The 25,731-nt window shown below is 38.3% G+C and carries 29 protein-coding genes; 24 read left to right on the plus strand and 5 right to left on the minus strand.

Going from position 1 to position 25,731, the window contains the following annotated elements; translation table 11 throughout:
- Positions 1-200: 200 nt before the first annotated feature.
- Positions 201-1,163, minus strand: coding sequence for a magnesium/cobalt transporter CorA (corA, locus tag ACRPLQ_RS08060; protein ID WP_028412877.1), 963 nt, complete (start codon positions 1,161-1,163; stop codon positions 201-203).
- 130 nt (positions 1,164-1,293) lie between these two features.
- On the opposite strand from corA, the gene ACRPLQ_RS08065 reads away from it, so the two are divergent.
- The 15 genes from ACRPLQ_RS08065 to ACRPLQ_RS08135 all read left to right on the plus strand — a co-directional run bounded on the left by ACRPLQ_RS08065 (position 1,294) and on the right by ACRPLQ_RS08135 (position 9,873).
- Positions 1,294-2,169 carry an STAS domain-containing protein gene (locus ACRPLQ_RS08065; protein ID WP_049165233.1) on the plus strand — a complete coding sequence of 292 codons (876 nt, stop codon included), beginning with the start codon at positions 1,294-1,296 and terminating at the stop codon, positions 2,167-2,169.
- A gap of 217 nt (positions 2,170-2,386) precedes the next feature.
- The gene (gene ssuD / locus ACRPLQ_RS08070) at positions 2,387-3,457 is read left to right on the plus strand and encodes an FMNH2-dependent alkanesulfonate monooxygenase (protein WP_325077517.1); all 1,071 of its coding nucleotides are present in this window, start codon (positions 2,387-2,389) and stop codon (positions 3,455-3,457) included.
- 121 nt (positions 3,458-3,578) lie between these two features.
- Positions 3,579-4,352, plus strand: coding sequence for an alpha/beta hydrolase (locus ACRPLQ_RS08075; protein ID WP_033579390.1), 774 nt, complete (start codon positions 3,579-3,581; stop codon positions 4,350-4,352).
- Between the two features lie 79 nt (positions 4,353-4,431).
- Complete coding sequence (locus ACRPLQ_RS08080) at positions 4,432-4,632, plus strand: DUF6501 family protein (RefSeq protein WP_013057578.1); 201 nt, start codon at positions 4,432-4,434, stop codon at positions 4,630-4,632.
- A gap of 279 nt (positions 4,633-4,911) precedes the next feature.
- Positions 4,912-5,151 carry a YiaA/YiaB family inner membrane protein gene (locus ACRPLQ_RS08085; protein WP_013057577.1) on the plus strand — a complete coding sequence of 80 codons (240 nt, stop codon included), beginning with the start codon at positions 4,912-4,914 and terminating at the stop codon, positions 5,149-5,151.
- 124 nt (positions 5,152-5,275) lie between these two features.
- Entirely contained in the window at positions 5,276-5,797 is a 522-nt protein-coding gene (locus ACRPLQ_RS08090; protein ID WP_028412881.1) for a hypothetical protein, read from the plus strand.
- 109 nt (positions 5,798-5,906) lie between these two features.
- Positions 5,907-6,125, plus strand: coding sequence for a spore germination protein (locus tag ACRPLQ_RS08095; protein WP_013083687.1), 219 nt, complete (start codon positions 5,907-5,909; stop codon positions 6,123-6,125).
- Between the two features lie 8 nt (positions 6,126-6,133).
- Positions 6,134-6,367 carry a hypothetical protein gene (locus tag ACRPLQ_RS08100; RefSeq protein ID WP_028412882.1) on the plus strand — a complete coding sequence of 78 codons (234 nt, stop codon included), beginning with the start codon at positions 6,134-6,136 and terminating at the stop codon, positions 6,365-6,367.
- Positions 6,368-6,522: 155 nt separating this feature from the next.
- The gene (locus ACRPLQ_RS08105; RefSeq protein ID WP_013057574.1) at positions 6,523-6,864 is read left to right on the plus strand and encodes a DUF1033 family protein; all 342 of its coding nucleotides are present in this window, start codon (positions 6,523-6,525) and stop codon (positions 6,862-6,864) included.
- A gap of 70 nt (positions 6,865-6,934) precedes the next feature.
- On the plus strand, positions 6,935-7,492 hold the full coding sequence (gene sigY, locus ACRPLQ_RS08110) for an RNA polymerase sigma factor SigY (protein WP_232217030.1): 558 nt from the start codon (positions 6,935-6,937) through the stop codon (positions 7,490-7,492).
- The gene (locus tag ACRPLQ_RS08115; RefSeq protein WP_328141236.1) at positions 7,489-7,809 is read left to right on the plus strand and encodes a YxlC family protein; all 321 of its coding nucleotides are present in this window, start codon (positions 7,489-7,491) and stop codon (positions 7,807-7,809) included. Before sigY ends, ACRPLQ_RS08115 begins: the two co-directional genes overlap by 4 nt.
- Positions 7,809-8,012, plus strand: a complete 204-nt coding sequence (locus ACRPLQ_RS08120; protein ID WP_098625794.1) for a transcriptional regulator — start codon at positions 7,809-7,811, stop codon at positions 8,010-8,012. The genes ACRPLQ_RS08115 and ACRPLQ_RS08120 overlap by 1 nt, the downstream gene beginning before the upstream one ends.
- Positions 8,009-8,200: a PLD nuclease N-terminal domain-containing protein gene (locus ACRPLQ_RS08125; RefSeq protein WP_013057569.1), complete on the plus strand. Its 192-nt coding sequence runs from the start codon at positions 8,009-8,011 to the stop codon at positions 8,198-8,200. Before ACRPLQ_RS08120 ends, ACRPLQ_RS08125 begins: the two co-directional genes overlap by 4 nt.
- Before the next feature lie 12 nt (positions 8,201-8,212).
- The gene (locus ACRPLQ_RS08130; RefSeq protein WP_432235870.1) at positions 8,213-9,100 is read left to right on the plus strand and encodes an ABC transporter ATP-binding protein; all 888 of its coding nucleotides are present in this window, start codon (positions 8,213-8,215) and stop codon (positions 9,098-9,100) included.
- Positions 9,097-9,873: an ABC transporter permease gene (locus ACRPLQ_RS08135; RefSeq protein WP_432235871.1), complete on the plus strand. Its 777-nt coding sequence runs from the start codon at positions 9,097-9,099 to the stop codon at positions 9,871-9,873. Before ACRPLQ_RS08130 ends, ACRPLQ_RS08135 begins: the two co-directional genes overlap by 4 nt.
- A 27-nt stretch (positions 9,874-9,900) precedes the next feature.
- Here the strand turns inward: ACRPLQ_RS08135 and ACRPLQ_RS08140 are convergent, their stop codons facing one another.
- Together ACRPLQ_RS08140 and ACRPLQ_RS08145 are read right to left on the minus strand one after the other, a co-directional pair.
- Positions 9,901-10,704, minus strand: coding sequence for a lipid II flippase Amj family protein (locus ACRPLQ_RS08140; RefSeq protein ID WP_016764609.1), 804 nt, complete (start codon positions 10,702-10,704; stop codon positions 9,901-9,903).
- A gap of 108 nt (positions 10,705-10,812) precedes the next feature.
- Positions 10,813-10,959, minus strand: a complete 147-nt coding sequence (locus tag ACRPLQ_RS08145) for a hypothetical protein (RefSeq protein ID WP_014459567.1) — start codon at positions 10,957-10,959, stop codon at positions 10,813-10,815.
- Positions 10,960-11,210: 251 nt separating this feature from the next.
- On the opposite strand from ACRPLQ_RS08145, the gene ACRPLQ_RS08150 reads away from it, so the two are divergent.
- Both ACRPLQ_RS08150 and ACRPLQ_RS08155 read left to right on the plus strand, forming a co-directional pair.
- Entirely contained in the window at positions 11,211-11,858 is a 648-nt protein-coding gene (locus ACRPLQ_RS08150) for a VC0807 family protein (protein WP_013057564.1), read from the plus strand.
- A 135-nt stretch (positions 11,859-11,993) separates the two neighbouring features.
- Positions 11,994-12,266 (plus strand): hypothetical protein, encoded by a 273-nt coding sequence (locus ACRPLQ_RS08155; RefSeq protein ID WP_325077512.1) that lies wholly within the window; start codon positions 11,994-11,996, stop codon positions 12,264-12,266.
- A gap of 57 nt (positions 12,267-12,323) precedes the next feature.
- Here ACRPLQ_RS08155 and ACRPLQ_RS08160 read toward each other — a convergent pair whose 3' ends face one another.
- Entirely contained in the window at positions 12,324-14,024 is a 1,701-nt protein-coding gene (locus tag ACRPLQ_RS08160) for an L-lactate permease (protein ID WP_325077511.1), read from the minus strand.
- Between the two features lie 383 nt (positions 14,025-14,407).
- Here ACRPLQ_RS08160 and ACRPLQ_RS08165 point away from each other — a divergent pair, with 383 nt between their 5' ends.
- From ACRPLQ_RS08165 to ACRPLQ_RS08195, 7 genes are all read left to right on the plus strand, one after another.
- A complete protein-coding gene (locus ACRPLQ_RS08165) occupies positions 14,408-15,733 on the plus strand; it encodes an FAD-binding oxidoreductase (protein ID WP_325077510.1) in 1,326 nt (441 codons plus the stop codon).
- The gene (locus ACRPLQ_RS08170) at positions 15,734-17,095 is read left to right on the plus strand and encodes a (Fe-S)-binding protein (protein ID WP_028414362.1); all 1,362 of its coding nucleotides are present in this window, start codon (positions 15,734-15,736) and stop codon (positions 17,093-17,095) included.
- Entirely contained in the window at positions 17,079-18,530 is a 1,452-nt protein-coding gene (locus ACRPLQ_RS08175; protein ID WP_028412895.1) for an FAD-linked oxidase C-terminal domain-containing protein, read from the plus strand. The genes ACRPLQ_RS08170 and ACRPLQ_RS08175 overlap by 17 nt, the downstream gene beginning before the upstream one ends.
- A gap of 171 nt (positions 18,531-18,701) precedes the next feature.
- On the plus strand, positions 18,702-20,879 hold the full coding sequence (locus ACRPLQ_RS08180) for a malate synthase G (protein WP_432235872.1): 2,178 nt from the start codon (positions 18,702-18,704) through the stop codon (positions 20,877-20,879).
- A gap of 107 nt (positions 20,880-20,986) precedes the next feature.
- Positions 20,987-21,763: a fumarylacetoacetate hydrolase family protein gene (locus ACRPLQ_RS08185; RefSeq protein ID WP_335577071.1), complete on the plus strand. Its 777-nt coding sequence runs from the start codon at positions 20,987-20,989 to the stop codon at positions 21,761-21,763.
- A 53-nt stretch (positions 21,764-21,816) separates the two neighbouring features.
- The gene (locus tag ACRPLQ_RS08190; protein ID WP_221833051.1) at positions 21,817-22,611 is read left to right on the plus strand and encodes an IclR family transcriptional regulator; all 795 of its coding nucleotides are present in this window, start codon (positions 21,817-21,819) and stop codon (positions 22,609-22,611) included.
- Positions 22,612-22,754: 143 nt separating this feature from the next.
- Entirely contained in the window at positions 22,755-23,987 is a 1,233-nt protein-coding gene (locus ACRPLQ_RS08195) for an aminopeptidase (RefSeq protein ID WP_033579379.1), read from the plus strand.
- A 60-nt stretch (positions 23,988-24,047) separates the two neighbouring features.
- Here ACRPLQ_RS08195 and ACRPLQ_RS08200 read toward each other — a convergent pair whose 3' ends face one another.
- Positions 24,048-25,172 carry a tyrosine-type recombinase/integrase gene (locus ACRPLQ_RS08200; RefSeq protein ID WP_432235873.1) on the minus strand — a complete coding sequence of 375 codons (1,125 nt, stop codon included), beginning with the start codon at positions 25,170-25,172 and terminating at the stop codon, positions 24,048-24,050.
- Positions 25,173-25,731: the final 559 nt, after the last annotated feature.

Consider the following 25,731-nt stretch of genomic DNA (forward strand, 5'->3'; position numbering starts at 1 on the left):
GCTTCATGTATGCAGGATTTCTAGCGGTTGATTGGAGAGCAAGGCGAAGACTCCTGCAGGAAAAGCGGAACAGGGGAGACCCCACAGGAGCGTAAGCGACGAGGAGACTCATCGGCCGCCCGCGGAAATTGATAGCACTAGCTCACTTATCCAATTTATTCATCTTTACATTGGATTGATTTCGGTATGTCTCAATCTTTCTACTCTTTATCAGCATTAAACCAGCCTTTTCGCTTGAACCATAGAATTAAACCAAGCGTTATCAATCCCATGAAGCCAAGCACAAAGAAATAGCCATAGTGCCACTTTAGCTCAGGCATATTTTCAAAATTCATTCCGTATACGCCAACGATAAAGGTAAGGGGAATAAAGATAGATGAAATAACAGTCAGTGTCATCATAATTGAATTCATTCGGTTTGAATTAAGAGAAAGATAATTATCGCGCATATCAGACGTCATTTCCCGGTTTGATTCAATCATATCGGCTAATTTTAATAAGTGGTCATAGACATCTTTAAAATACCTTTTTTGTTCAGGATGAACATCTAAGCGTTCAGAATTTATAACACGGTACAATAAATCGCGCATAGGCAAAATGGTTCTTCTGATTTTTAGCAAATCACTTCGAAGTTTAAATACATCTTCCATTAAAACAGAGATGGATTTTTTTGCGTCTATGTTTTCTATATCATTCAGCTCATCTTCAATTTGATATACAGTGGGAAAATATTCATCTACCACTTTATCCATCACAGAATACGCAAGGTAGCTTATTCCTTTTTCTTGAATCGAAGGTGTATGAAGCAGCTTTTCCCATACTTTATCAATTGCAGCTGACGGGTGAAAATGAAAAGTAACCATATAATTATCGCCGATAAAAAGATCAACTTCTTCAGCTTCTAACGTTTGCCGATTTAACGAATGAAGGACAAAAAAACTGTATCCTTCATAATAATCGAGTTTTGGACGCTGCAGAAAATGAAAGCAATCTTCAATCGCTAACGGATGAAAGTGAAAGGATGATTGAAGCAGCAGCGCTTCTTCTTCAGAAGGGCAGTTAAAGTCAATCCAATAGTACTGAATAGAGGGGTCGTGAATCTGATCTAATTGTATATGTTTCACAAGTTTGTTATCGTTCATAAGAGCTAACGTTCGTATCATTTGAAAACTCCTTCGTGTTTTTATAGCCATTTTCAATGTAGCATAAAATCAATAAACTAAACGTATTTTTTAAAAAATTTTCTTTCTCCTCTTTTTATAAAACTAGTAAGGGGGAAAAAGTTGAATTATAATGATAGTAGTAGCTCGTATGGAAAGGGGAATTGTTTTGAATAAAAATGAAGCACTTCGAATGTTTTTCTTAAAACATGCAGATCAACTAACGGAAGAATGGTATGAAAGCCTTGAAGACAATGACCCAGAATCGGTTTATGCATCTACTCATCCGGAAGTCATTTCAGTATTAAAAGGTCAAAATAATGAATTTCATTTATACATAGCCGATGTATTTATAAAAAGTGAAAAAGAATTTTTTGATTCATTTGAAACGTGGATTTTAAAGATTGCGGAAGACGGAGAGCATGTAAGAACGCCTATTCATTATATTATTCGAGAATTTTTCCGAGTTAGAAAACAGTATTTAACATATTTAAATCAATTTGTAGAAGCGTATGACCAAGATATTACGCAAGAAGAACTAGACGAATGGAACGAATTGATTGTACGCGTGTTTGATATCACCGTTTATAAATTTGTTGAAGAGCACCATCAGCATTCAAGACGGTTGCTTGAAGCACACAAAGAGCTGATTAACGAACTGAGTTCCCCAGTTATTCCATTGAGCGATCATATTGCGATTCTTCCGCTTGTTGGGGATATCGACACGGCAAGAGCGCGACGAATTTTAGAGAATACGTTAACTCGCTGTGCTGAACAGCAAGTGAATCACCTTTATATTGATATTTCAGGAGTAGTTATTGTTGATACGATGGTTGCTCATCAGATTTTCCAGCTGATTGATGCCTTAAAATTAATAGGCGTAGAATCAACTATCTCTGGGGTACGTCCTGAAATCGCGATTACCGCTTCTCATTTAGGTTTATCGTTTGAAAATATATCAACAAAATCAACTCTTGCTAATGCGATGGCTTCACGTATGAGGAAATAAAAAACAAGAATTATTTTTAATTCTTGTTTTTTTATTTCAATTCATACTTGACATATAGGTTAAACAGGTATTATGATTTTACTAATTTAATAAATAAAAAGAGTCGTATTACATACGCTAATATACAAATGCATCTCTGTAATTAGCGGACAAGAATTGAACAAATAATATGAAAACGCTTTATATAGAATACGAGAATATTTAGGAGGAAATGGAAATGAACATCTTATGGTTTTTCCCTACAGCAGGCGACGGACATTATCTAGGCACAACCGAAGGAAGTAGAACAAGTGATATTCACTACTTAAAGCAAATCGCACACGGGCTGGATTATCTAGGATATGACGGTGCTTTGTTGCCTACTGGTTCAAATTGTGAAGATTCGTGGGTGATTGCATCGGCACTTGCTTCCGTTACAAACCGACTGAAGTTTTTGATTGCACTTCGCCCGGGTGTCATGTCTCCCACACTTTCAGCACGGATGGCTTCGACATTCGATCAAATATCAAACGGCCGACTTATGTTAAATATTGTGACGGGAGGAGATCCCGTGGAGCAAGCAACGTACGGTAACTATTTAAGCCATGATAAACGCTACGAGTTAACAGATGAATTTTTAACGATTTGGCGAGATGTAATGGAAGGAAAAAAAGTGGACTATAAAGGAGAACATCTTGATGTAACAGGTGCGTACATTCCGTCGCCTCTTGTCCAAAAACCGTATCCTCCGCTGTACTTTGGCGGGTCTTCTCCAGCGGGCAAAGAAGTAGGCGCAAAGCATGCAGATGTATATTTGTTATGGGGAGAACCTCCTGCAGTGATCAAGACGAAAATTGATGAGATGAAAGAAAAAGCTGCAAATGAAGGCAGGGACATTCGCTTTGGTATTCGACTGCACGTTATTGTAAGAGAATCGGAAGACGAAGCGTGGGAATCTGCAGATAAATTAATTAAACATGTTAATGATGATACGATCAAAGCGTTTCAAGATAAGTTTGCGTCATTTGACTCCACTGCCCAAAAAACACAGTCAAGTTTGCACAGCGGCACAAAAGATCGAGGTGCGCTGGAGATTGCTCCGAATCTATGGGCTGGAATCGGCTTAGCACGAGAAGGAGCTGGAACCGCTCTTGTTGGAAGTCCTGAAATTGTAGCGGATCGTTTAAAAGAGTACAAAGAGCTAGGAATTGATACGTTTATTTTATCGGGATACCCGCATCTAGAAGAAGCATATACGTTTGCTGAGCTAGTATTTCCACATATTCAAAAAGAACGAAGCAAGAGATAATTCTTGCTTCGTTCTTTTTGAATCGTAAAAAAATAAATAACCCAGTTGACTTATAGGAATTATAGGTGTATTATAAAGGTAGTTCATTTAGTCAGAAAATTTGTGATAAAGGGTGAAGAAAATGGAACGTTATGACGTAATTCAAGGCGCAGAATCTTTTTATTATAAAGGCAACGACATTGGTATACTTGTTTCTCATGGATTTATGGGGACTCCTCAAAGTATGGAATATATCGGAAAAGAATTAGCTAAAAAAGGTTTTACTGTGTACGGTTTGCGACTAACGGGACATGGTACTCACTACTATGATATTGAACAAACAACGTACGAGGAATGGAAGCAAGACTTTTTAAATGGGTATCAGCGTTTGAAGCAAGAATGCCGTCATGTATTTATCTTAGGTCAGTCCATGGGAGGCACTCTCACCTTTCATACAGCAAGCCAAGGATTAGATCTTGACGGAGTTATTGCAATCAATCCGGCTATGACGTCCATTCCTTCAATGGAGCCTTACCGCTCTCGTCATACGCCTCGTTATTTAAAAGAAGACCATCCTGATATTAAGGATCCAAACGTACATGAAATTACGTACGACAAAGTACCAGTGCGCTCTATGCGTGAGCTGCTTTCTTTAATGGACGAAACAAAAGAACGCTTATCTTATGTAACATGCCCGGCTTTAGTACTAACATCAACCGTTGATAACGTAGTACCGCCTGAGAATTCAGCTTATATCTTAAACCATATTCAATCAGCAGAAAAAAGACAGCACATGCTTCGAAACTCTTACCATGTTGCGTCGATGGATTTTGATAAAGACACAATTGTTGCACAAACGGCACAGTTTGTACAAGCAACAGTTGCCAAAAAAAAAGTGCATGAGCGAATTTTTTAATTTTTAAATTCGCTCCGTTTCTTTTTTACTTCAAGTAAGATAAAATGAATCTTGAATGAAAACAAAGGAGTGTACATACATGATTCATTTAGAATGGAACGATCGTCCAACAATTAAACAAGTAAAATGCATACATACAGATGCAAAAAAATTCGTGGTTGAAAATGTTTTAACAGCAGGAAAAACATATGATGTAAAAAACGAAACAGAAGAATTTTATTTTGTTGTTGATAACACTGGCCAAGTCGGCGGCTTTTATAAAGAATACTTTGAAGGCTAAACAAAAAAATCATCGTCTCGGCGATGATTTTTTTATTGCAATAATTAAATGGAGCTTTTCTTAATGAAAACGAATGAACATACTTTTAAAGAGAAATTCCATATATCTCATCATTTCGAAAAAAAGCTTTATGATAAAAATAGGATGTAAGACCTAAATTCTTCCGTTTCTTGTTCTGATTAAAAGGGTAACTGACTATAAATACCCATGACAACAATTATTTTACAATGTAAAATGAAAGCGACGCTTAACAGAAAAAGGAAAAGAGGAGGTCATACGATGAAAAAGCGTAATACAGCAGCTTTTACATTTTTAGCATGGACAGCTTTTATTACAGCACTATTAGCTATGTTTATAGGAATTTATACCTTAGATGCATCATTACCGGTAAAAGGTTATTATGCTGTTGGAACATTATACTTAACGATGTCCGCTTTTGTGCTTCAAAAAACCATTCGTGATAACGAAGAAGATACGGCGCACGAACGTAAATACGACAAAGCAGAAGAAGAATTGTAGAGCTAAAAAAAGCATTTTTCTAGCTCTTTGAAAAACATCCCCATTTTTGGGAGATGTTTTTTTATATAAAAAAACAGGGAACTTGTCACTCCATGTCGTATTAATAAAGAAGGAGGCGATTGAATTGACACAACTAATGATTAATAACGTAAATTTTCACGTTGATATGTTTGAAGAAAAAATGATTACTGATGCGAATACAGGTGAAGAGTTGAAAAGGCTAAACTTTTCTTTTTCGGTTGTAGGCAAAGCAGCTTATGATAAATATGATGCATTTTTTGAGGATCCGTACTTTGAAGTAACAAATATGGAGACAAAAGAAACGCTAACACTAAAAAACATTTCGCATAGCACATTTTATCAGTCACCTGAAATTACAGATCATACAAATATTGTTTTCAGAGTGAAGCTGCAGCAAGAACCTGTTAAAGAAAAAGAACAAGTGAAAAATGAACGTCCAACAGAGAGCACGGTCAACGAAATGCTTTTATCTAGAATAAAGTTTAAGGCTCTTGTCGAAATACTTGAAGAAAAAGGACTTCTAACAGAGAATGAGTTGTATACTAAAATTGAAGAAGTAGCAGAACGAGATTTTGATATTCTTCGAGATGAATTAAGTCATTCTAAAAAAGAGGTAAAAGCGTAAAAATACCCCACTCTGCAGGGGGATTTTTTATTTATATCCATTAATTTATAACCCTTTTGATAAATTATTCATATATTACATCACGATGAAAATAAAAAGGGTGAGGATAATGCCGATTGTTATTAATCATGTAGTGATTCCAAATGTTACAGGAGGAGTCGTTACATTTGGCGACACGTACTATGTTTCTCCAAAAAGTAACAGTAAAACTGCGCAAGGTTCAGGGTCTTCAAATACAGGAATTTGTGTAAATACAAATTCGGGACTTTCTAATACAAATACGCTCGATCCGGATGGTTCTGACCAAAACGGCTTCGGAAACGGATAAGGAAAGAGATGTTTTACTCTTCTTTCTACACGCCTTTTCAGTATTCGTTTTATCCGTATTTTATGCCTTCTTTTGCACGTCCAATTGGATTTGTCGTGTCACCTGATGGAGCGATGGATAACTGGTGGGGCAAAAAACCATCTTGGTGGGGGAAAATCACGCCTTCAGCCGGCGTTTTCCCTCCTGTTACCCAGTATTATACGGGCAGTTTAGTTCCTTATAGTTTAAGGGGCTATTACTAATATAAAAAAGAAGTTCAGATTAAGCCAACTTGTTAGCGCCTATTTCCTAAAAATAGGCGTTTTTTTCCGTTTTACTTGATTCAAAGTTATTTTTGCTGAATAATAAGGAAAAGAGAATTTTTAGAAGTAAGCTGTAAGTAAGGAGATGTTCAATCATGACAGATAAATGGAGAGTTCATAAAATAAAAAGTGATTGTGAACCTTGGCTTTTTTTAGAAGGCTGGGAAAAAGATATTATTGAAACCATTGAATTTGAAAAAAAAGAAGAAGCGCTTCGCTACTACGCGATGATGATTTATGAATTTCATCAAAAATACGCAAGCGTGCGAAGTGATGAACTAGCGCTCTTTAGCTTTTGGAACGAAGGCGAAAAGGAATTTTGTGAAGCCTGTGATGATGATCTTCAAATCTTCCACGGTGTTTTATTCGCTAAAAACGATGAAGTCTATTCATTAGAAGAAGATGAAGAAGGATTAAAAATGCTTCGTACTAAATAAAAACGTCCTGCGGGGCGTTTTTTTTATATAAAAAATGAACGATTTCAATCGCTCAAGCGTCATATAGGTGATGAAACAAAAAGGAGGGGTGACCGCTTTGGAACAAGATGATTTCATCCTTGTCCAAAAAGCATTACAAGGTGATGATGATGCCTTTTCATTATTATTTCAGCGCTATCATTCATTTTTATATAAATACCTTTTAAAGCTGACATTAGATGAGGACTTATGCAGTGAATTGTGTCAGGAAGCAATGATGAAGTGTTACGTGAATCTTTCTTCATACAAAAATGAAGCAAAGTTTTCGACTTGGATGATATCCATTGCTTCAAGACTGTACATGGATTATTTGCGTAAGCAAAAACGTGAAAAAAGCAGTCTTCAGCGAATAAAGCAGGCTTTATCGCATCAGCTTCAGTGGAAAGCTAAATACAAAGGAGTGGAGTGGAGCGAGATGTTTTCCGATTTTAATGAACTCGATTCACGCTTTCGAATTCCTGTCTTGCTTCGACATTATTACGGATATACATACGATGAGATTGCCCATATGCTGAATATGCGAGCAGGAACGGTCAAATCAAGAGTAAATAAAGGAGTAAATATACTGAGAAAGGAGTGGAAAGAATGAGGGAAGAAAATGACAATCAGTCCTTACATTCTTTAAAAAAAGATTGGGAGCAGCTAGAGAGTTTAGCAAGTCATGAACGTATTTCTCTTCATACAATTCAAGAACAGCTTCTCATTCAAAAACAAAAGCAGAAAAAAGCTTTCCGGAAAGAGTTATGCTTATTTACATTAACAGCACTTGTTATTTTAACGGTAGTGGCAACGGCTATTTTACAAATACCTGCCTTATTTATCGCCATTGAGGTAATTGGCATCATTGTTGCGCCTCTTTCTTTTATCGTTTTTCACTATAAACGAAAAAAGGAGATGTTTTTATAATGAATGAAAAATGGATTATTGTGCTGTTTATTTCACCATTTCTCCTTCTTCAAAGCTTTCTACTTTTTATCAATGCAAAAAAACGCGGCGCCCATCCATGGTTTTGGGGAATATGGGGACTGATTCAAATTCCAATGCCAACGCTTTTTTATTGGTTTTTTATTATTTGGCTTCCAGCACGAAAAAAAGGGGGATGTAAATGAAGGACATTAACTGGTTGTTAATTGCTCCAATTCTATTCTTACAATTGCTTTTAATGATTCCAGCGTTAATAAGCTGCATAAAGCAAGAAGAGACAAACGGACCAAAATGGTTATGGGGACTCATCATTTTATGTGTAAGTACAGTCGGTCCCGTTTTATATTTTGTTTTAGGACGTAAAAAACAGTGAGGTGGAGCGAAGATGTTTATGCAAGTAGAAGGACTGACAAAAACGTACCGTAATATAACCGTTGTAGATAACCTTTCATTTAATCTCGATAAAGGAAAATGTGCAGCATTGTTAGGCCCTAATGGTGCAGGTAAGACGACTACTTTGCATATGATTGCAGGTCTTACTGCACCTAATAAAGGGAAAATTTCTTTTGAAGATAAACAGCATCAAGACGTACGATCATTTATTGGCTTTCTGCCGCAGCATCCTACGTTTTTTAATTGGATGACGCCTCAGCAGTATTTAACTTTTTTAGGCCTTTTATCTAACATTTCAAAAAATGTGCTTTCTCAACGAATAGATGAAGTACTTGAAACGGTAGGTTTAAAAGGAAAGGAAAAGCAGAAAATTGCAGGCTTTTCTGGAGGAATGAAACAACGTTTGGGCTTAGCACAAGCCTTGTTACATAAACCTGAACTGCTAATTTTAGATGAACCCGTTTCGGCTTTGGATCCTGAAGGCAGAAAAGATGTCCTACTCATTATCGAAACATTAAAAAAAGATACGACCATCCTTTTTTCAACTCACATTTTGCATGATGCAGAACAAATATGCGATAACATGATTATGATTAAAAACGGACGCATGAAATGGAATGGAACAAAGAGTTCGCTGCGCCAAGAGTTTGCGGATCCTGCTTTTACGATTGAAACAGAAGAAAGGCTCCCTGCATCATTTAGCAGTCTACCAATTGAACAGGTGCTGTTTCATTCTCCTTATAAAGCCACTGTAAGTGTAAAAGATACATCTCAGCAGCAGCTGCTTCAACTGCTTGTTGATCAACAAGCAAATCTTGTTTTATTTGAACGAAAACAGCATTCTCTTGAAGACGTGTATCTAGAGGTGATGAATAAATGAATATATTTGGAGTCTTATTTAAAAAGGAACTGCATGAATTATTTGCGAACGGCAAAGCAATTTGGCTGCCCATCTCTCTAATTTTGCTAGGCATCACACAGCCTTTAACGAATTATTATATGCCACAAATCATTGACATGGCAGGAAATTTGCCAAAAGGAGCCATTATTCAACTTCCTACGCCCACCGGTCAAGAAGTATTGCAAGGTGTCCTTTCACAATATAGCACAATAGGAATCTTATTGATTGTACTAGCAAGCATGAATATGATTTCAAATGAACGACAAAATCATGCGGCTGTACTTGTTATGATGAGACCGGTGAGCGTCATTCAATACATTATGAGTAAATGGGCTGCGCAAATCGTACTGGTCATTGGCTCAACGTTTATAAGCTATATAGCAGCGTGGTATTATACAAATCTTTTATTTTCACATGTGGATTGGACTCATATGATAGTTAGCTTTCTTTTATACAGCCTGTGGCTGATTTTTATCTTGTCCGTGCTAGTGGCAGCTGGAACCTTTCTTTTACAAAGCGGAGGAATTGCTGGAGTAAGCATTTTGATTATTGCGTCACTTTCATTTTTAAGTACTTTGTTTACGAATCAATTAAAGTGGAGTCCTGCGGCGCTGTCACAATACGCCGGTCGTATACTTGAACAATTGCACTGGTCACAAAGTGTCACCTATACCGTAGTTGTTACATTAGTGAGCTGTTTTCTTCTTTTAATTGCTGCTGTTTATAGGTACAAAAAAGTAGAATATGTATAAAAAGACTTCTGAAACGAAGTCTTTTTTCTAGGGAATTAATTTGCAAATCCACGCAATATAAAGAGCAGCGGGGACTAAGAGAATCTGGGCACATACTGTCCCGCATAAACGAGAGATGACGAGTGTACCAACCATTTTATTCATAGATTGCTTAGTCGATTCACCTTTCATTACCTTTTCAGTTAGAATGGCTACTTGCGGATCTACAAACACTGCAAGGGTAATCATCGCTAGTCCGTTAATAAGACCAGAAGACATCAGAATCGATTTAGAAAGAGTAGGCTCGAGCGTAGAAGCATAAAGAGTGGAAAGAACACCTACTGTATAAATGGTCGTAGCCATTAAATTTAAAAGAAGCAATCGCTTGGGCACTCCGCCTATTCGCAGCTGAGACAGCATAATCCACCTAGGACGCTTCACGTGTTTTTTTGCTTTCTCAAGGGTATGTATGGAAGTAATGTTTTTCATCATTTTGGGTACAGATCCTGCTACTTCTAAGTGTGAAATCATGCGAGAGAAGATTGATACAAAGCTAGGAATTAAAAGAGCACCTGCGATTGTCCCAATAGAGGCCGCGAGCAAAATGGTTTGAAGCTGATGAAGCAGAACAGGCAAATCTTCTTTAGACTGGACCGCATCTCCTAATTTGCCGGTCAGTGGAGCTTGCACCATATTAGCTGTTCTTGAAACGATGACAATAATATTAAAAAGAGATAGGGCCACGACTAGTTTTCCAGTTTTCAAGCCCGCGAGTCTCACAGAGTAGGCTAGTGTTTCAATCATGTGAATAATTCCTACAAATACACAAATAATCAGTAATTTTTCCATCATAATAAGTAAGTTCCTTTCTTTGATACACGCACTTCCTTATTATGTATAATTTTGGTTCATTTGTAAATAAAAAGCCGCTTGCTACCAAGAGTAGCAAGCGGCTTTTTATTATCGATGCTGGTTAATATCACGAAGTATATCTTTGCTAGCCTGATAATCTTTTTCCCGTTCTTTTTCCACCTGTAGACGTTTGTCTAGTTTACGGCTATATTCAGCATACCCCACGCCGTGAGAAAGCTGCATGGCCTTTTCCATTTCTGACGTGTACGTTAGGTGAAGTGCGATAATGAATCAATCCTTTCAGCATTTTTCACTTGTGGCACATGTATTGCTGCTCAAGTGTTTCGATGTTTATAATTCTTGAAGTCTTTCTAGAAATCGTTTTCCCTGTCGCTTTGGATCTAAACATAAATGATTAAAATTTCATAACATTCCAGGTAAAAGCCTTTTTTTCTTGCGTAGTATCCCATATAATAGCAGGAACAACGTTTTTAAAGGAGTTATATATGAACAATACAAAACGAGTATGGTTTGATTTACTTTTTTATATCGCTATTCCTTACCTAATATGGAATCAGGGAAAAGACATTATTGGTGATTACTATGCCATTTTGCTTTCAACAGCACCAGCGTTTGTGTATACCATTTATACATTTATTAAAGATCGCCAGTTTAACGTAACAGGATTGTTTATTGTCATTACGCTGCTGGCACGTACCATTATTGATTTAATTTCAGGAAACGCAGCGACGATGTTAAACAATCAAGTATACTTTATGATTGGACTGGCTGTAGTTGTCCTTTTTACCATTGTGATAAAAAAGCCAATTGGTTTGTACTTTTTTGTAGATACGGCGTACTTAATGGGCTATAAGCGAGAAGATTCTCTTAAGCTCTTCCACCAGCCTGATTTATTCAAAATGATGAACTGGCTTACAGTACTGTTCGCAGGTCGCTATGTATTTTTAGCAATTGTAAAATACGTATTGATTCAAAAGTACGGAGTAGAAGGGTACGGGAACATGATTGTATTCCGTCAAGCCGTTACGTGGGCATTCTCCATTTTAATTGCCGTCTACACGTATTTTATCTATAAAAAAATTCAAGATAAAACAGGGATGGATAATCCAATGAATCCAAATGTAAATGAATAAAAGGAGAAGCGTGCGTTTAGCTAACGTACGCTTTTTTTGTTACAAAACAGTGAACAGTGCCCGAAACACTAACATCTCATTTAAAATTAATAGTAAAATAACGCTATTAGAAACGGGATGAAAGTAGGTCAAGAAATGAAACTATTATTAGCATGTCAAAAGCAGCCTTATCGAATTTTAGAAATGATTATGGTGTTTTTTACCTTAATTTTTGTCGTACTGTCGTTTTTTGATTACCGTCAGCTTTTTTTCCTTGTGTTTACGCTTGGAATTGTATTTGCTATTCGAGCGCTTGAAATGCAAGAAGGAGAGAAAAAGACTCAAGGAAACATCTGGCTACTTGTCGGTGTTGTCATGATTTTGCTAGATATAGTTTTATTTGTTGTATATGCCATCAATCGATCTTAACTAAAAGAAAAATGCTTCCGTGCAGAGGTTCACCTCTAGCTGCGGAAGCTTTTTTGATTAAGGAATCATCCACGATAATACACTAGATTGTAAAAATGTTAATACGCAGACAATCAGCAGTAAAAATAAGCTGTGCTTCACCGTAAAACGAAGCAAATCGGACTCTTTTCCAGCCAACCCAACCGCAGCACAGGCAACAGCGATGGACTGCGGTGAAATCATTTTACCGGTTACTCCACCAGAAGAGTTTGCTGCAAGCGCAAGAAGCGGATTCATTCCAATAGACGTAGCCGTGATTTTTTGCAAGTTGCCGAACAATAAGTTGGCTGATGTATCTGATCCTGTAATAAAAACACCAAGCCAGCCGAGTACAGGAGAGAAAAAGGGAAATAACGCGCCTGTTTTAGCTAGCAGCAGTCCTAAGGTTGTACTCATTCCAGAAGCATTTGTCACGTAAGCAAATGCTACAACGGACATAATGGTAAGCAGCGGCAACGCTAATTCTTTGCACGTCTCGTTAAACGTAATAAACCATTCTTTCCAAGAGATGTTGACGATAAATTTTGTGACAACAGCAGACAACAGGATAGCTGTGCCCGCAGCGCCTAGTAATTCTAACTTATACACTGCCGCAATTGGTTCTCCATTTCCATTTAAAATTAAATTATTTAACCAAGGTACTTCTGGCATAAACGTTAAATAATGTCCGACGGAATTGATAGCGCTCAAAAAAGCGTTAGTTCCTTCATAATGTCCCGTCAGAGCGGTTTTAATTTGAGGAATTCCCCATATGGAAATAAAGATCGTTAAAATTAAAAAAGGTGACCACGCCTTTGCAATTTGAGCCCCCGTGAATGCGGGCTGACCTTGAGTTTCTCTTGGCTCAGCCGAAGCGGAAGCTACTTCATGTGCTGCTTTTTCAGATTGAAAGCGAAACGTTGTTTTCGGTTTCCAGAATTTTAAGAAAATAGCGAGCGCAAAAAGTGAAACGAGTGCCGATAAAATATCGGGAAGTTCAGGTCCTAAAAAGTTAGAGCTGACAAACTGTGTAAGAGCAAAAGAGACGCCGGATACTAAAATAGCAGGGAGTACTTCTACTGTTTTCTTAAATCCAGCCATTACAAAAACCAAATATAGCGGAATAAATACAGAAATAAAAGGAAGCTGGCGGCCTACCATTTTAGAGATTTCCATTGCCGCTACTCCAGTAGGACCCTCCATAGCCGTGATAGGAATACCGATTGCACCAAAAGCAACGGGTGCTGTATTTGCTAATAAACATAAGCCAGCGGCATACAGCGGATTAAAACCTAGTCCTACAAGCAAAGCTGCTGAAATCGCAACAGGTGCACCAAAACCAGCAGCACCTTCAAGAAAAGCCCCAAACGAAAAAGCAACCAACAAAGCTTGAAGTCTGCGATCTTCTGTAATAGATACGACAGAGGTACGAATAATATCAAACTGACCGGTTTTTACAGTTAGTTTGTAAAGAAAAACGGATGTAATGATAATCCATCCAATCGGCAGTATACCGTATACAGCTCCTTGACTAGCTGACATAAAAGCCATGCTAGCCGGCATTTTATAGGCAAGCATCGCAACGGCAAGTGCGACCAGTAAGGTTGTAATCCCAGCCATATAACCTTTCATTCGTTTAATAGCCAGAGCCCAAAAGAAGTAAAGAATAGGAATCAAAGCGATTAATGAAGACCAAATGACGCTGTTTCCTACAGGAGTGAACTGCTGTGTCCATGTCATAACTAACACCTCATTTTCAAATTAGTGAACTACGAATTTAGTAAAACGAAACCATTAAAACTACGATGATAAGGTCATCTGATGACTTATGTAAAAATGAATTCGCTTACATTATATTCTAATACTTTCGTGATAGGCAAGTACTAAAAGAAACTTTTTTTCTAAAGAACGGACATTTTTTTTGTTGATAAGAAGAAAATACTGGTTGAAAATCCCAAGAATAGGTGATTAAATGATTGTAAGCGCTTAAAATATATCTTTTCATCTATTCTACTAATTATTCTTCTTATTAATCTACTACTTTCAGTCGTATTATACATGGCACTTCTGTATGTTATTAGTGAAACGTTGTTTGCTATTACAAAACGAGAGGAGTCAATTTATTGAGTACGTTAGAACTTCCAGGTCATTTAAAATCCATTTTATCTCATCCTTCCACACTTGAAGAACAGCATATGAATCACTTCCTTGGAAATAACGGGTCCGTGCATGTTAAGCCAACTTCAGAACAAGAAATAGCAGCCGTTTTAAGGTATGCGGCGGAACACGGAAAAAAAGTCGTCATTGAAGGGAACGGTACCAAAAAAGGCTTTGGCGGGCTTATAGACACAGCAGATCTTTTGCTTTCGCTGACTGAATACAGCGGAATTGTTGAACATACAGTAGGCGATATGACGGTTACTGTAAAAGCTGGTACGCCGTTTGGAGAGCTGCAAACGTATTTAAAAACGTACAATCAGCAAGTTTCACTTGATCCAGCTCTAGGAGACTACGCTACAATCGGCGGAGTTATTGCAGCGAATGAAAGTGGCCCAAAGCGCTTGTCTTATGGATCAGCTCGAGATGCAGTAATCGGTATGAGAGTTGTATATTCAGATGGAACCATTGTTCGTTCAGGGGGAAAAGTCGTCAAGAACGTGGCTGGCTATGATATGAATAAGCTGTTTATTGGTTCAATGGGAACGCTCGGCGTTATATCCGAAATAACGTTAAAGCTGCGTCCGCTGCCCAAGTATCAAAGCGTTCTTTTTCTTTCTTTTTCAACAGGCAATATCGAAGAAGTTCATGCGTTTGTTAGCAAAGTCTTAGACTCCATGATAGAGCCCGTTTCCTTGGAATTATTAAATCCTTCTCTAGCTGAAGATGTAATAGGGCAGCATCTGTTTACGCTTGTAATCAGCTTTGAAGATGTGGAAAGTTCCGTTCATTATCAAGAGAATTACATCAAAAGCATTCAGCCGTCTGATACGATTTTAAAAGTGCTTCATGAAAAAGAAGCCGAAGTATTTTGGGGATTTTTTAGTAACATTAGTCCAAATGGTGCATGCGGTTCTTCCGAAGAGGAAACGGAAGCCACTTTAAAAGTCGGTGTACCAAATATGAATGTACTTGACGTGATAAACAAAAGTACTGCTTTAAAAACATCCCTTCCCATGCTGGTAAAAGCACATGGAGGAGTTGGACACGGTCTTTGCTCAGTCTACATAAAGGGCTCAGAAGAAGCCATTCTTTCCGTTATCACTTCATTTACTGAAACGGCTAAAACGTACGGAGGATATGTGGTCGTTAAACATTTGCCTTTTATACTGCGTCAAAAAGTAAATGTGTGGGGGGAAAAACCTTCTCATTTTCCGTTACTAGCAGGAATTAAAGCAAAGGTGGACGCTAAAAATGTGCTTAACTATAAACGATTTATAGGAGGAATCTAAGTGAATTCAGCGAAAGCGGATATCAAAGATGCTCCATGTCAAAGCGTTAGCAATTATTTGTGGAAAGACGCGCCAGACGAAAAAAAATGGGCGGATTGTGTACACTGCGGAATGTGCTTGGAGTCTTGTCCTACTTACGAAATAACGGGGCAAGAACAGCATTCACCAAGAGGACGCGTGCACCTTATCAAATCGGTAGCAGAAGGAAAGATAAGCGTGAATGAACAGTTTACAGATCCTGTATTTGCTTGTTTGGACTGCCGTGCCTGTACAACTGCTTGTCCTGCAAATGTAGACGTTGGCGGACTCATTGAAGAAGCTCGCGGCCAAATTCGTCAGGCGATGCCTTTGACGGGATGGAAAGGAATGATCAGCAAGTTTTTTCTAAAGGAACTTTTTCCTCATTCCCATCGCTTAGAAGCTGCAGGAAGTCTATTAAAGTTGTATCAAAAAAGCGGGATGCAAAAAATGGTTCGCACAACAGGCATGTTAAATATGATGCCAACACATCTAGCAGAAATGGAACATGTAATGCCTAAAATTACCCGTTCTGTTCGAAAAAAATATAAAAAAGAACGCGTTCTAAAAGCAAAAGCCGAAAGAAAAGCCGAAGTTGCTTTTTTAACGGGCTGCATTATGGACGTCATGTTCAGTGATATTAACGAAGCGACTCTTAATGTATTAAGAAGAAACGGAAATGACGTTGTTATTCCTCATTCTCAGACGTGCTGTGGTGCTTTGCACGTTCATGCAGGAGACCGAGACATGGGAAGGCAGCTTGCCAAAAAAAATATAGAGGCGTTTCAGCATGCCGATACCATTATTGTAAACGCTGCGGGATGCGGCTGCATGTTAAAAGAGTATCCTGAACTATTTAGAGAAGAAGAGCAAGAGTGGCTTGAAAAAGCCGAAGTCTTTGCTAAAAAAGTCCAGGATATTTCAAAATACCTTCATGATACGGGATATCGCCCTCCGCAGGCGAAGCTGCATACGCGCATTACGTATCACGACGCTTGTCATTTAGCTCATGGTCAAGGAGTTAGAGAAGAACCAAGAGATATTTTGCTTTCTATTCCGGGAGTTGAAATGGTTCATATGGCTAACGCAGACAGATGCTGTGGAAGCGCAGGAATTTATAATTTAACAAACCCTGACATGGCGGGAGCCGTGCTTCAAAGTAAAATGGAAAATGTGCCCCCTGACGTAGAAATGATTTCAATGGGAAACCCAGGATGTATGCTGCAGATGGCAGTAGGAGTGAAAAAATATGGACGAAGTCAGCAAATTGTTCACACGGTACAGCTTTTGGAGTGGGCCTATCAAAAAGAAGAGGAGGAAGCGCATCGTGTTGAAGAAAAATAGAATAAAAGATCTTCACGTGAAAAATCTTTCTCAACTAGTAGATGCTCATTCTATTTTGTATCACAAAGAAGATTTACTTGCGTACGACTGCGATGGGTTTACTATTCACAGACACTTGCCTAAAGCGGTGTTATTTCCTAAAAATACGAAAGAAGTTTCTAGCATTGTTAAATACTGCAATGAACATGACTTGCCTTTTCTTGCAAGAGGAGCAGGCACAGGACTGAGCGGAGGAGCGATTCCGCTTAATAACGAAGTGATTATTAGTTTAGTAAAAATGAAGCGGCTGCTTAGCGTCGACTATGAAAACAGACGTGCCGTTGTAGAGCCCGGATTTATTAATCTTAAGTTAACTAATTCAATCTCTGAAAAAGGATATTATTATGCACCCGATCCTTCGAGTCAGTATTGCTGCACCATTGGTGGAAATGTAGCGGAAAACGCGGGAGGGGCACACTGTCTAAAATATGGTGTAACTACCAACCATATTTTAGGGCTAGAGGTGGTGCTTCCAAATGGAGATGTGATTGAACTTGGCAAGCAAGGTATTCCAGATGAACCGGGATATGATTTATTAGGACTTTTAACAGGATCAGAAGGGACGTTAGGAATCGTTACAAAAATTACGGTGCGCATTTTGAAAAACCCCGAAGCCAAACAAACGGTACTTGCCTATTTCGACCGCGTAGAAGACGGCAGTCAAGCGGTATCCGACATTATATCAGCCGGCATTGTGCCCGCTGCGCTTGAAATGATGGATAAAACCGCCATTGAAGGAGTGGAAGCTGCTGCGTTTCCAGTCGGACACCCTAGAGATATTGAAGCTCTTTTATTAATTGAAGTAGACGGCATTTCAGCCGGTATCGAAGAGCAAATCATACGTATTTTAGACGTATGCAAAAAACAAAACGTACGGGAAGTGAAAGTAGCTGAAAGTGAAGGAGAGCGCGCCAGGTGGTGGGCAAATCGCAAAACAGGATTTGGAGCGATGGGAGCTATATCCCCTGACTACCTCGTACAAGACGGCGTTATTCCAAGAAGTAAACTGCCTCAAGTGCTGAAGCGAATCAACAAAATTAGCGAAGAAGCAGGCCTTCGTATTGCCAATATTTTTCACGCTGGAGACGGGAACTTGCATCCGCTTGTATTATTTGATGCTAGAAAGCCAGGGGAAACTGAAAAAGCACTCGAAGCCGGAAGCGCATGTTTGCAAGTATGTGCAGAAGTAGGAGGAACGATTACCGGGGAACACGGTGTGGGCATTGAAAAAAAAGAAGAAATGCGATTTGTTTTTAATGAAGATGAAATTCAAGCACAAACGAATATACGAGAAGTATTTAATCCTAAAAATCTATTAAATGCAGGAAAGCTTTTTCCAAGTCCGAGCCGCTGCGCTGAAGTCAAAAAAGAAAAGAAAAAAGTGGGTTATTTTTAGAAAATTCTTGAAAATACATTCGCTCGATGATATGATTTTTTTAACAAAAATAAAACGCTGTTTTGTAATAAGAAACAGTACCGCATATGTTCGTCTTAACCATTTTGGCAAAAAGAATTGAAAGCGCGTCCAAATTTAAAAATGTAAAGAAGTAAGAGGAGGAAACAGACGGTGACAAACTACAAACAAGTTGGAAATCTGAAAGTAGCTCCAGTTCTCTATCAATTTATTAATGAGGAAGCTCTCCCGGGCAGCGGCCTAAGTACAGAAAATTTCTGGTCTGATTTTGAAGCGTTAGTAACTGAGTTAACACCCGTAAATAAACGTTTGTTAGAAAAGCGTGATCAGCTTCAAGCTCAAATTAATGCATGGCATCAAGAAAATCCTGACGGTGACTTTAACGAATACAAATCGTTTTTAAAGAGAATTGGCTATTTAGAAGACAAGGCAGAAGATTTTCTTATTGGTACAGAAGGAGTAGACAGCGAAATTGCCTATCAACCGGGACCACAGCTTGTGGTACCAGTGAATAACGCTCGGTATGCTATTAACGCTGCTAATGCACGCTGGGGGAGTCTCTATGATGCACTTTACGGCACTGATGCAATCAGTGAAGAAAATGGAGCTTCGCGCACGAGTTCTTATAATCCAATTCGAGGAGAAAAAGTTATTGCGTTTGCAAAGAATTTTCTTGATGAAGTTATTCCGCTCGTTCAGTCTTCTCATGCAGAAGTGGTTCAGTACAGTCTTGAAAATGGAAAGCTTGTTGCTCAATTAAACGATGGCAGTTTAACAGAGTTACAGGAAGAAGATAAATTTGTAGGGTATCAAGGAGAAGAAGAAAGCCCTGATGCTCTTTTATTCAAAAACAACGGCCTGCATTTTGAAGTTCAAATTGATCGTACGGATTCGATTGGTAAAACGGACGATGCGGGTGTAAAAGATATTTTAATGGAAGCAGCTCTTACGACGATTATGGACTGTGAAGATTCAGTAGCGGCAGTAGACGCAGAAGACAAAGTAGATGTTTACCGCAACTGGCTGGGATTAATGAAAGGTGATTTGACGTCTACTTTTAAAAAAGGAAGTCAAAACATGACAAGGCGTTTAAATCCAGACCGTACCTATATTTCTCCCCACAAGGAAAAGATTTCACTGTCTGGTCGTTCGCTTATGTTTGTTCGAAACGTTGGGCATTTAATGACAAACAGCGCTGTTTTAGATCGAAATGGCAACGAAATCTATGAAGGTATTTTAGACAGCGTGATTACTAGTTTAATTGCCAAACACACTTTGCTTAAAAACGGTACGTATCAAAATTCTAAAAAGAGCTCTATCTATATCGTTAAACCGAAAATGCACGGCTCCAAAGAAGTAGCTTTTGCCAACACGTTATTTAATTCAATTGAAGATATGCTAGGGCTTGAGCGTCATACGATTAAAATCGGCGTAATGGATGAAGAGCGCCGCACAACACTTAATCTAAAAGCGTGCATCAAAGAAGTAAAAGACCGAGTGGCGTTTATTAATACTGGATTCTTGGATCGAACAGGTGACGAAATTCACACTTCTATGGAAGCAGGAGCTGTTATCCGTAAAAATGATATGAAGGCGTCTAAATGGCTTCAAGGCTACGAGCAGTCTAATGTAAACATAGGGTTAGCAAGCGGGTTCCAAGGCCGCGCTCAAATCGGAAAAGGCATGTGGGCAATGCCTGATATGATGGCCGAAATGCTGAAGCAAAAAGTGGGGCATTTAAAAGCAGGAGCGAATACGGCATGGGTGCCTTCACCAACCGCAGCAACGCTTCATGCTCTTCACTATCATCAAATTGATGTAAGAGATGTTCAAAACGAATTGCTTACTAAGTCCACTGATTTACAAGATGACATTTTGCAAATTCCTGTGGCCGAAAAACCAAATTGGAGCAAAGATGAAATCCAGCAGGAGCTAGACAACAACGCTCAAGGAATACTCGGCTATGTAGTAAGATGGGTCGACCAAGGAGTAGGGTGCTCAAAAGTACCAGATATTAATAATGTAGGGCTAATGGAAGACCGGGCAACGCTTCGTATTTCCAGTCAGCACGTAGCCAACTGGCTTCATCATGGGATTTGTACAAAAGAACAAGTAACGGAAACGCTAAAGCGAATGGCAAAAGTAGTGGATCAACAAAATGAAAATGATCCTCTGTATCAGCCAATGTCATCGAACTACAGCGCATCCATTGCTTTTCAGGCAGCCTGCGATTTAGTATTTCAAGGCTATGATCAGCCAAACGGCTATACGGAGCCCATTTTACACCGCCGTCGTATCGAAGCAAAGGCAAAAGCAGCTATAAAACAGTAAAAAAAACGGCCTGTCAGCATAGAGATGGCAGGCTGTACTTACATCTTAAGAACCTGACTACCTACGATCCTTATTAAAAAAAAGCAAATGGGAAAAGGAGCTATGTCATGAAATTTGTAAGGTTCGCTGTACAAGATAGCCGTCATACAGGTGTACTAAAAGAAGATACGATCAGCGTTATTGAAGGAAATATATTTAAGAAATGGAACTATACAGGACAGACTTTTTTAGTAAATGAAGTAAAGCTTTTGGCTCCTTTAGAGCCGAATCAAATCATTGGAATAGGCGCAAATTATGCAGGCGCAAAGTCTGAGCTTCCAAAGGAAATGCCTTCTATTCCTGTCTTCTTTTTTAAGCCCACATCTTCTGTGATTGGTCCAAACGAAGACATTGTTATTCCAACTGCTATTAAGCACGTTAAGTTTGAATCTGAGCTTGCAGTTATTATTGGAAAAGAAGCGAAGAACATCGCAAAAGAAGACGTACTGGATTATATATTTGGGTATACAATTGGAAACGATGTGACGGCGCCGGATTATTTTCATGAAGACGGGCACTGGACCATTGGAAAATCCTTTGATTCATTTACGCCTCTTGGACCCGTAATCGAAACAGAGCTTGATTTTAAGTCGATTCACGTAAAAGCGTTTTTAAATGGTGTTGAAAAACAAAACAGCTCGACAGATTTAATGATTATTTCGGTTGGAGAAATGATTGCTTACCTATCTACTGTTATGACCCTTAAGCCGGGAGATGTGGTTTTAACAGGAAGTCCGGTCGGCGCGGAACTGGTGAGCGCAAACGATGTTATTGAATGCACCATCCGAGAAATTGGAACTCTCCAAAATCCATTTGTTGCAGAGAAAGAACGTGTAAACGTATAAAAGTGATAAAAAAATGCCCGGCAGTAAAATGACACATAGAGGAGAGAGGAAAAATGGAGAGAGAAAATATGGTGAAGTCTGTAAGCCGGGCATTGGACATTGTCACAATTGTCAGCATGGAAAGAGAAGGGGTAGGGGTCACAGAAATTGCAAAGCAAATGGACATTAATAAAAGCTCCGTATACCGTATTCTAACTACTCTTGCTCAGTATGGCTATATTGAACAAGATCAAGAAAGCGGGCGGTACAAGCTTGGGTATAAGTTTTTAGAAGTAAGTTCAAAGCTTTTAGATTCTATTGATCTACGAACGGAAGCAAAGCCGTTTTTGCAAGAACTTGAAAGTGAGACAAATGAAGTTATTCATCTTGTTGTCTACGATCAAGGTGAAGTAGTGTATATTGAAAAGCTAGAAGGAAATCAGACGCTGCGCATGCACTCAAAAGTGGGGAAAAGAGCGCCTATGCACTGTACGTCTGTTGGTAAAGCTATCCTAGCTTTTTTACCGCTTAACACGGTAACAAGCATTCTTGAAAGAAAAGGCTTACCAGCTCATACCGATCACACCATTACAGATGAAGAAAGCTTTCTCCGGGAACTTTCAGAAGTAAAACGAAAAGGATATGCGCTGGATTTAGAAGAAAATGAATACGGAATTACTTGCATCGCAGCCCCTATTTTTGATCACCTTGGTCAAGTCGTTGCTGCAGTCAGCATTTCCGGTGCTACGATGCGTATGACCAATGAGCGATTAACGTACCTTCAAGAACGCATGGTTGATATAGGCAAGAACATTTCGGAGCGGCTCGGCTACAAAACGGAATCTGTAAAAGACAAAAGTTTGTTCTGATTCTTAAAGAACAAACTTTTTCTATATAATAATCTGTAAAATAACGTAATTATATTATGTAAACTATAGGCTAGGATTTTTAATTGATGTTTTATTCATGATACAATAAAGTTGTTAGAATATATACGTAAAGGAGATAAATTATGGAACAGTTTGAGCGCAATATTGAAAAGTACGCCGAGCTAGCTGTAAAAGTCGGTGTAAACATTCAAAAAGGGCAAGTATTAAACATTAATGCTGATATTTCTTCCGCTGATTTTGTTCGTGAAATTGCGAAAAAAGCGTATGAAGCCGGAGCAAAGTCTGTTGATGTAGACTGGCATGACGATCATTTAGTTCGTTTGAAATATGAAAAAGCGGATGAATCTGTATTTAATGAATTTCCTGCTTGGAAAGCTCAGGCAAGAGAAGAGCTTGTGAAAAACGGAGGCGCTGTTTTATCTGTAATTTCAAGCGGTCCTGACTTATTAAAAGGAGTAGACGGCAAACGTATTGCTGCGTTCCAAAAAGTAAGCGGAAAAGCAATGAAAAAATTCCGTGAAGCGATCCAATCTGATAAAATCAGCTGGTCCATCGTAGCTGTTCCTTCAAAAGACTGGGCAGCTAAAGTATTTCCTGACGTTCCAGAAGAACAGCAGCAAGAAAAACTATGGGAAGCTATTTTTAAATCTGTGCGCGTAGACCAAGAAGATCCAGTGGCCGCATGGGAAGAGCATAATGCTTCATTACATACAAAAGTAGACATTTTAAATGAAAAAAGATTTTCTAAGCTTCACTATAAAGCGCCAGGAACAGATTTAACAATTGAACTTCCTGACAAACATATTTGGGTGGGCGCAGGCAGTGTTAATGAAGACGGCAACTCGTTCATGGCCAATATGCCAACAGAAGAAGTATTTACACTTCCAAAAAAAGACGGCGTAAACGGTCAAGTAACAAGCACAAAACCGCTTAGCTACGCAGGAAACTTAATTGAAAACTTCACGCTAACATTTGAAAACGGAAAAATTGTGGATGTAAAAGCAGAAGAAGGCGAAGAAACGTTAAAGCACTTAATTGAAACAGATGAAGGTGCCAAATACTTAGGAGAAGTAGCCTTAGTACCGCATCAATCGCCAATTTCTCAGTCAAACATCATTTTCTACAACACGCTGTTTGACGAAAATGCATCCAACCACTTAGCCATCGGCAGCTCGTATTCCTTCTGTTTAGAAGGTGGAAAAACGATGTCTAAAGAAGAGCTATCACAAAACGGAGCAAACGACAGCATCACCCACGTTGACTTCATGATTGGCTCAGCTGAAATGGACATCGACGGCATTAAAGCTGACGGTACAAGCGAGCCTGTGTTTAGAAAAGGGAACTGGGCGTTTTGAATTAAATCTTGATGTAGTAAGGTTTTAACCACCTTAACCTTTTAATTGGTCACAAGCTGGTCACATATTAATGAATAAAGTGTTTAATTTATCAGCCACTTCTTGTTGCATACTCGGCAAGACGTGGCTATATTGGTTTAATGTGATTTGAATAGAAGAGTGTCCAACACGTTCGGAGATAACCTTCACATTCACATTTTGCTGAATCAACATGGTTACATGCGTATGACGTAAATCATGAAATCGTATCACAGGTAGCCCAAGCTTTTTAGTATGGTTTTTAAATCTCTTCGATAAAGTAGATGAATCTAAAGGGTTGCCAAACTTTGTGCAGTTCACTAAGTCATAATCATTATAGGTTATACCTTGTTTAAGTTTATTAGCTAATACTTTCTTACGCTCTTTTTTCAATTGATTAACAAGCATATCAGGAATATGAATGGAACGTACACCAGACGCTGTTTTAGCCCCCACCTTAAGTTCTTTCGCATACCCGTCATAGATTTGTCTAATATAGATAACCTGTTTTTCAAAATCAATATCTCTCCACCGTAGCCCTAGGATTTCTCCCTTTCTCATTCCAGTGAGCAAAGCCATAAGAACGATTGTATAATATCTATTTTGCTTAGCGTGAGCAATGTAGTAATTTACTTGCTTTAAGTCCCAAATGCTCATTTCAGACTTTACTTCTCTTGGTATATTCACATGTGTTAATGGATTCTCAGAGATGAGCTTTAAACCATGTGCCTTCTTCATAAGCTGATTCATTAAAAATAAAAGCTTCCGAACAGAATTGTGACTAAGAGAAGAATCTGCTACCAAACTGTTAGTGAACTTTTGAAGAACGATTGGATTTAAATCTTGTAGCTTATAATGACCTAACTTAGGTTTAAGGTGATTTCTATATAAGCACTGATGGTTCTTTAGTGTACTTTTAGCTAACTGTGTCTGTCTTTCTACAAACCATTCCTTTATAAAACTGTCTAAATCAATTAGCTGTGGTTCTATAAAAGTACCTAAGTTTAACTCATTTAGTACAACCGCTAAAGCTTTTTCCGCCTCTTTCTTTGTTGTAAAACCACGTTTCTTCTTTTGTCTTCGTTTACCTGTTAGTTCGTCTCTACCAATATCTACTATGAAATAATATTTACCTGTTGTTTTATCTTTTTTTATACTTCCTTGCATCTTAAGAGCCTCCTGTATTGCTCTTAAGCATGTAATTATCAAGGGTTTCCTACTTATTATTTTATCATATATATATTAGAGATAGAAAAAGAGAAACAATTGATTAGTTAAGTATTATTTATTTTCTACAAGAAAATTAAGATAAAAAGGGAACAAATAAAAATAACAATTAATCGCTTAAAAAGATACTAGACAGTAAGGAAGTCAACAACGCAGCTACTTCTTTTGCTGTAAATGAGGACGGGGGGGGTATTTTCGACATTTTTAAAGTGTTTTTTAGAGGTAAAGAGGTGCAGTACCTATATCCACACGGTATGACACAAAAGTATAATCTGACACGATAAAGAGTCTCAAAGCATTGATATATATAATCTATTTATTTTGTCCATAACATCTTGATTAGCAACTCTAAATAGATGATTATAATAAAGAATATTTACTATTGTTTTATCTGTTTTATCAGAAAGCTGTAAGAATGACCGAAGAGAAAAATGCTGAAAAATACACTAATTTTCATTTTTAGGTTGAAAATAAAAGAAATTTTTATGACTCCTAATAG

Origin of the sequence: Priestia sp. TRN 1309, from assembly GCF_050846875.1 — a bacterium.
GTDB classification, from domain to species: domain Bacteria; phylum Bacillota; class Bacilli; order Bacillales; family Bacillaceae_H; genus Priestia; species Priestia zanthoxyli.

Excerpts from the sequence above, each read along its gene's own strand:
- corA (WP_028412877.1), bottom strand. The coding sequence starts at position 1,163 with ATGATACGAACGTTAGCTCTTATGAACGATAACAAACTTGTGAAACAT.
- ACRPLQ_RS08065 (WP_049165233.1), top strand. The coding sequence starts at position 1,294 with ATGATAGTAGTAGCTCGTATGGAAAGGGGAATTGTTTTGAATAAAAAT.
- ssuD (WP_325077517.1), top strand. The coding sequence starts at position 2,387 with ATGAACATCTTATGGTTTTTCCCTACAGCAGGCGACGGACATTATCTA.
- ACRPLQ_RS08075 (WP_033579390.1), top strand. The coding sequence starts at position 3,579 with ATGGAACGTTATGACGTAATTCAAGGCGCAGAATCTTTTTATTATAAA.
- ACRPLQ_RS08080 (WP_013057578.1), top strand. The coding sequence starts at position 4,432 with ATGATTCATTTAGAATGGAACGATCGTCCAACAATTAAACAAGTAAAA.
- ACRPLQ_RS08085 (WP_013057577.1), top strand. The coding sequence starts at position 4,912 with ATGAAAAAGCGTAATACAGCAGCTTTTACATTTTTAGCATGGACAGCT.
- ACRPLQ_RS08095 (WP_013083687.1), top strand. The coding sequence starts at position 5,907 with ATGCCGATTGTTATTAATCATGTAGTGATTCCAAATGTTACAGGAGGA.
- ACRPLQ_RS08100 (WP_028412882.1), top strand. The coding sequence starts at position 6,134 with ATGTTTTACTCTTCTTTCTACACGCCTTTTCAGTATTCGTTTTATCCG.
- ACRPLQ_RS08105 (WP_013057574.1), top strand. The coding sequence starts at position 6,523 with ATGACAGATAAATGGAGAGTTCATAAAATAAAAAGTGATTGTGAACCT.
- sigY (WP_232217030.1), top strand. The coding sequence starts at position 6,935 with ATGAAACAAAAAGGAGGGGTGACCGCTTTGGAACAAGATGATTTCATC.
- ACRPLQ_RS08115 (WP_328141236.1), top strand. The coding sequence starts at position 7,489 with ATGAGGGAAGAAAATGACAATCAGTCCTTACATTCTTTAAAAAAAGAT.
- ACRPLQ_RS08120 (WP_098625794.1), top strand. The coding sequence starts at position 7,809 with ATGAATGAAAAATGGATTATTGTGCTGTTTATTTCACCATTTCTCCTT.
- ACRPLQ_RS08125 (WP_013057569.1), top strand. The coding sequence starts at position 8,009 with ATGAAGGACATTAACTGGTTGTTAATTGCTCCAATTCTATTCTTACAA.
- ACRPLQ_RS08130 (WP_432235870.1), top strand. The coding sequence starts at position 8,213 with ATGTTTATGCAAGTAGAAGGACTGACAAAAACGTACCGTAATATAACC.
- ACRPLQ_RS08135 (WP_432235871.1), top strand. The coding sequence starts at position 9,097 with ATGAATATATTTGGAGTCTTATTTAAAAAGGAACTGCATGAATTATTT.
- ACRPLQ_RS08140 (WP_016764609.1), bottom strand. The coding sequence starts at position 10,704 with ATGATGGAAAAATTACTGATTATTTGTGTATTTGTAGGAATTATTCAC.
- ACRPLQ_RS08145 (WP_014459567.1), bottom strand. The coding sequence starts at position 10,959 with ATGGAAAAGGCCATGCAGCTTTCTCACGGCGTGGGGTATGCTGAATAT.
- ACRPLQ_RS08150 (WP_013057564.1), top strand. The coding sequence starts at position 11,211 with ATGAACAATACAAAACGAGTATGGTTTGATTTACTTTTTTATATCGCT.
- ACRPLQ_RS08155 (WP_325077512.1), top strand. The coding sequence starts at position 11,994 with ATGAAACTATTATTAGCATGTCAAAAGCAGCCTTATCGAATTTTAGAA.
- ACRPLQ_RS08160 (WP_325077511.1), bottom strand. The coding sequence starts at position 14,024 with ATGACATGGACACAGCAGTTCACTCCTGTAGGAAACAGCGTCATTTGG.
- ACRPLQ_RS08185 (WP_335577071.1), top strand. The coding sequence starts at position 20,987 with ATGAAATTTGTAAGGTTCGCTGTACAAGATAGCCGTCATACAGGTGTA.
- ACRPLQ_RS08190 (WP_221833051.1), top strand. The coding sequence starts at position 21,817 with ATGGAGAGAGAAAATATGGTGAAGTCTGTAAGCCGGGCATTGGACATT.
- ACRPLQ_RS08195 (WP_033579379.1), top strand. The coding sequence starts at position 22,755 with ATGGAACAGTTTGAGCGCAATATTGAAAAGTACGCCGAGCTAGCTGTA.
- ACRPLQ_RS08200 (WP_432235873.1), bottom strand. The coding sequence starts at position 25,172 with ATGCAAGGAAGTATAAAAAAAGATAAAACAACAGGTAAATATTATTTC.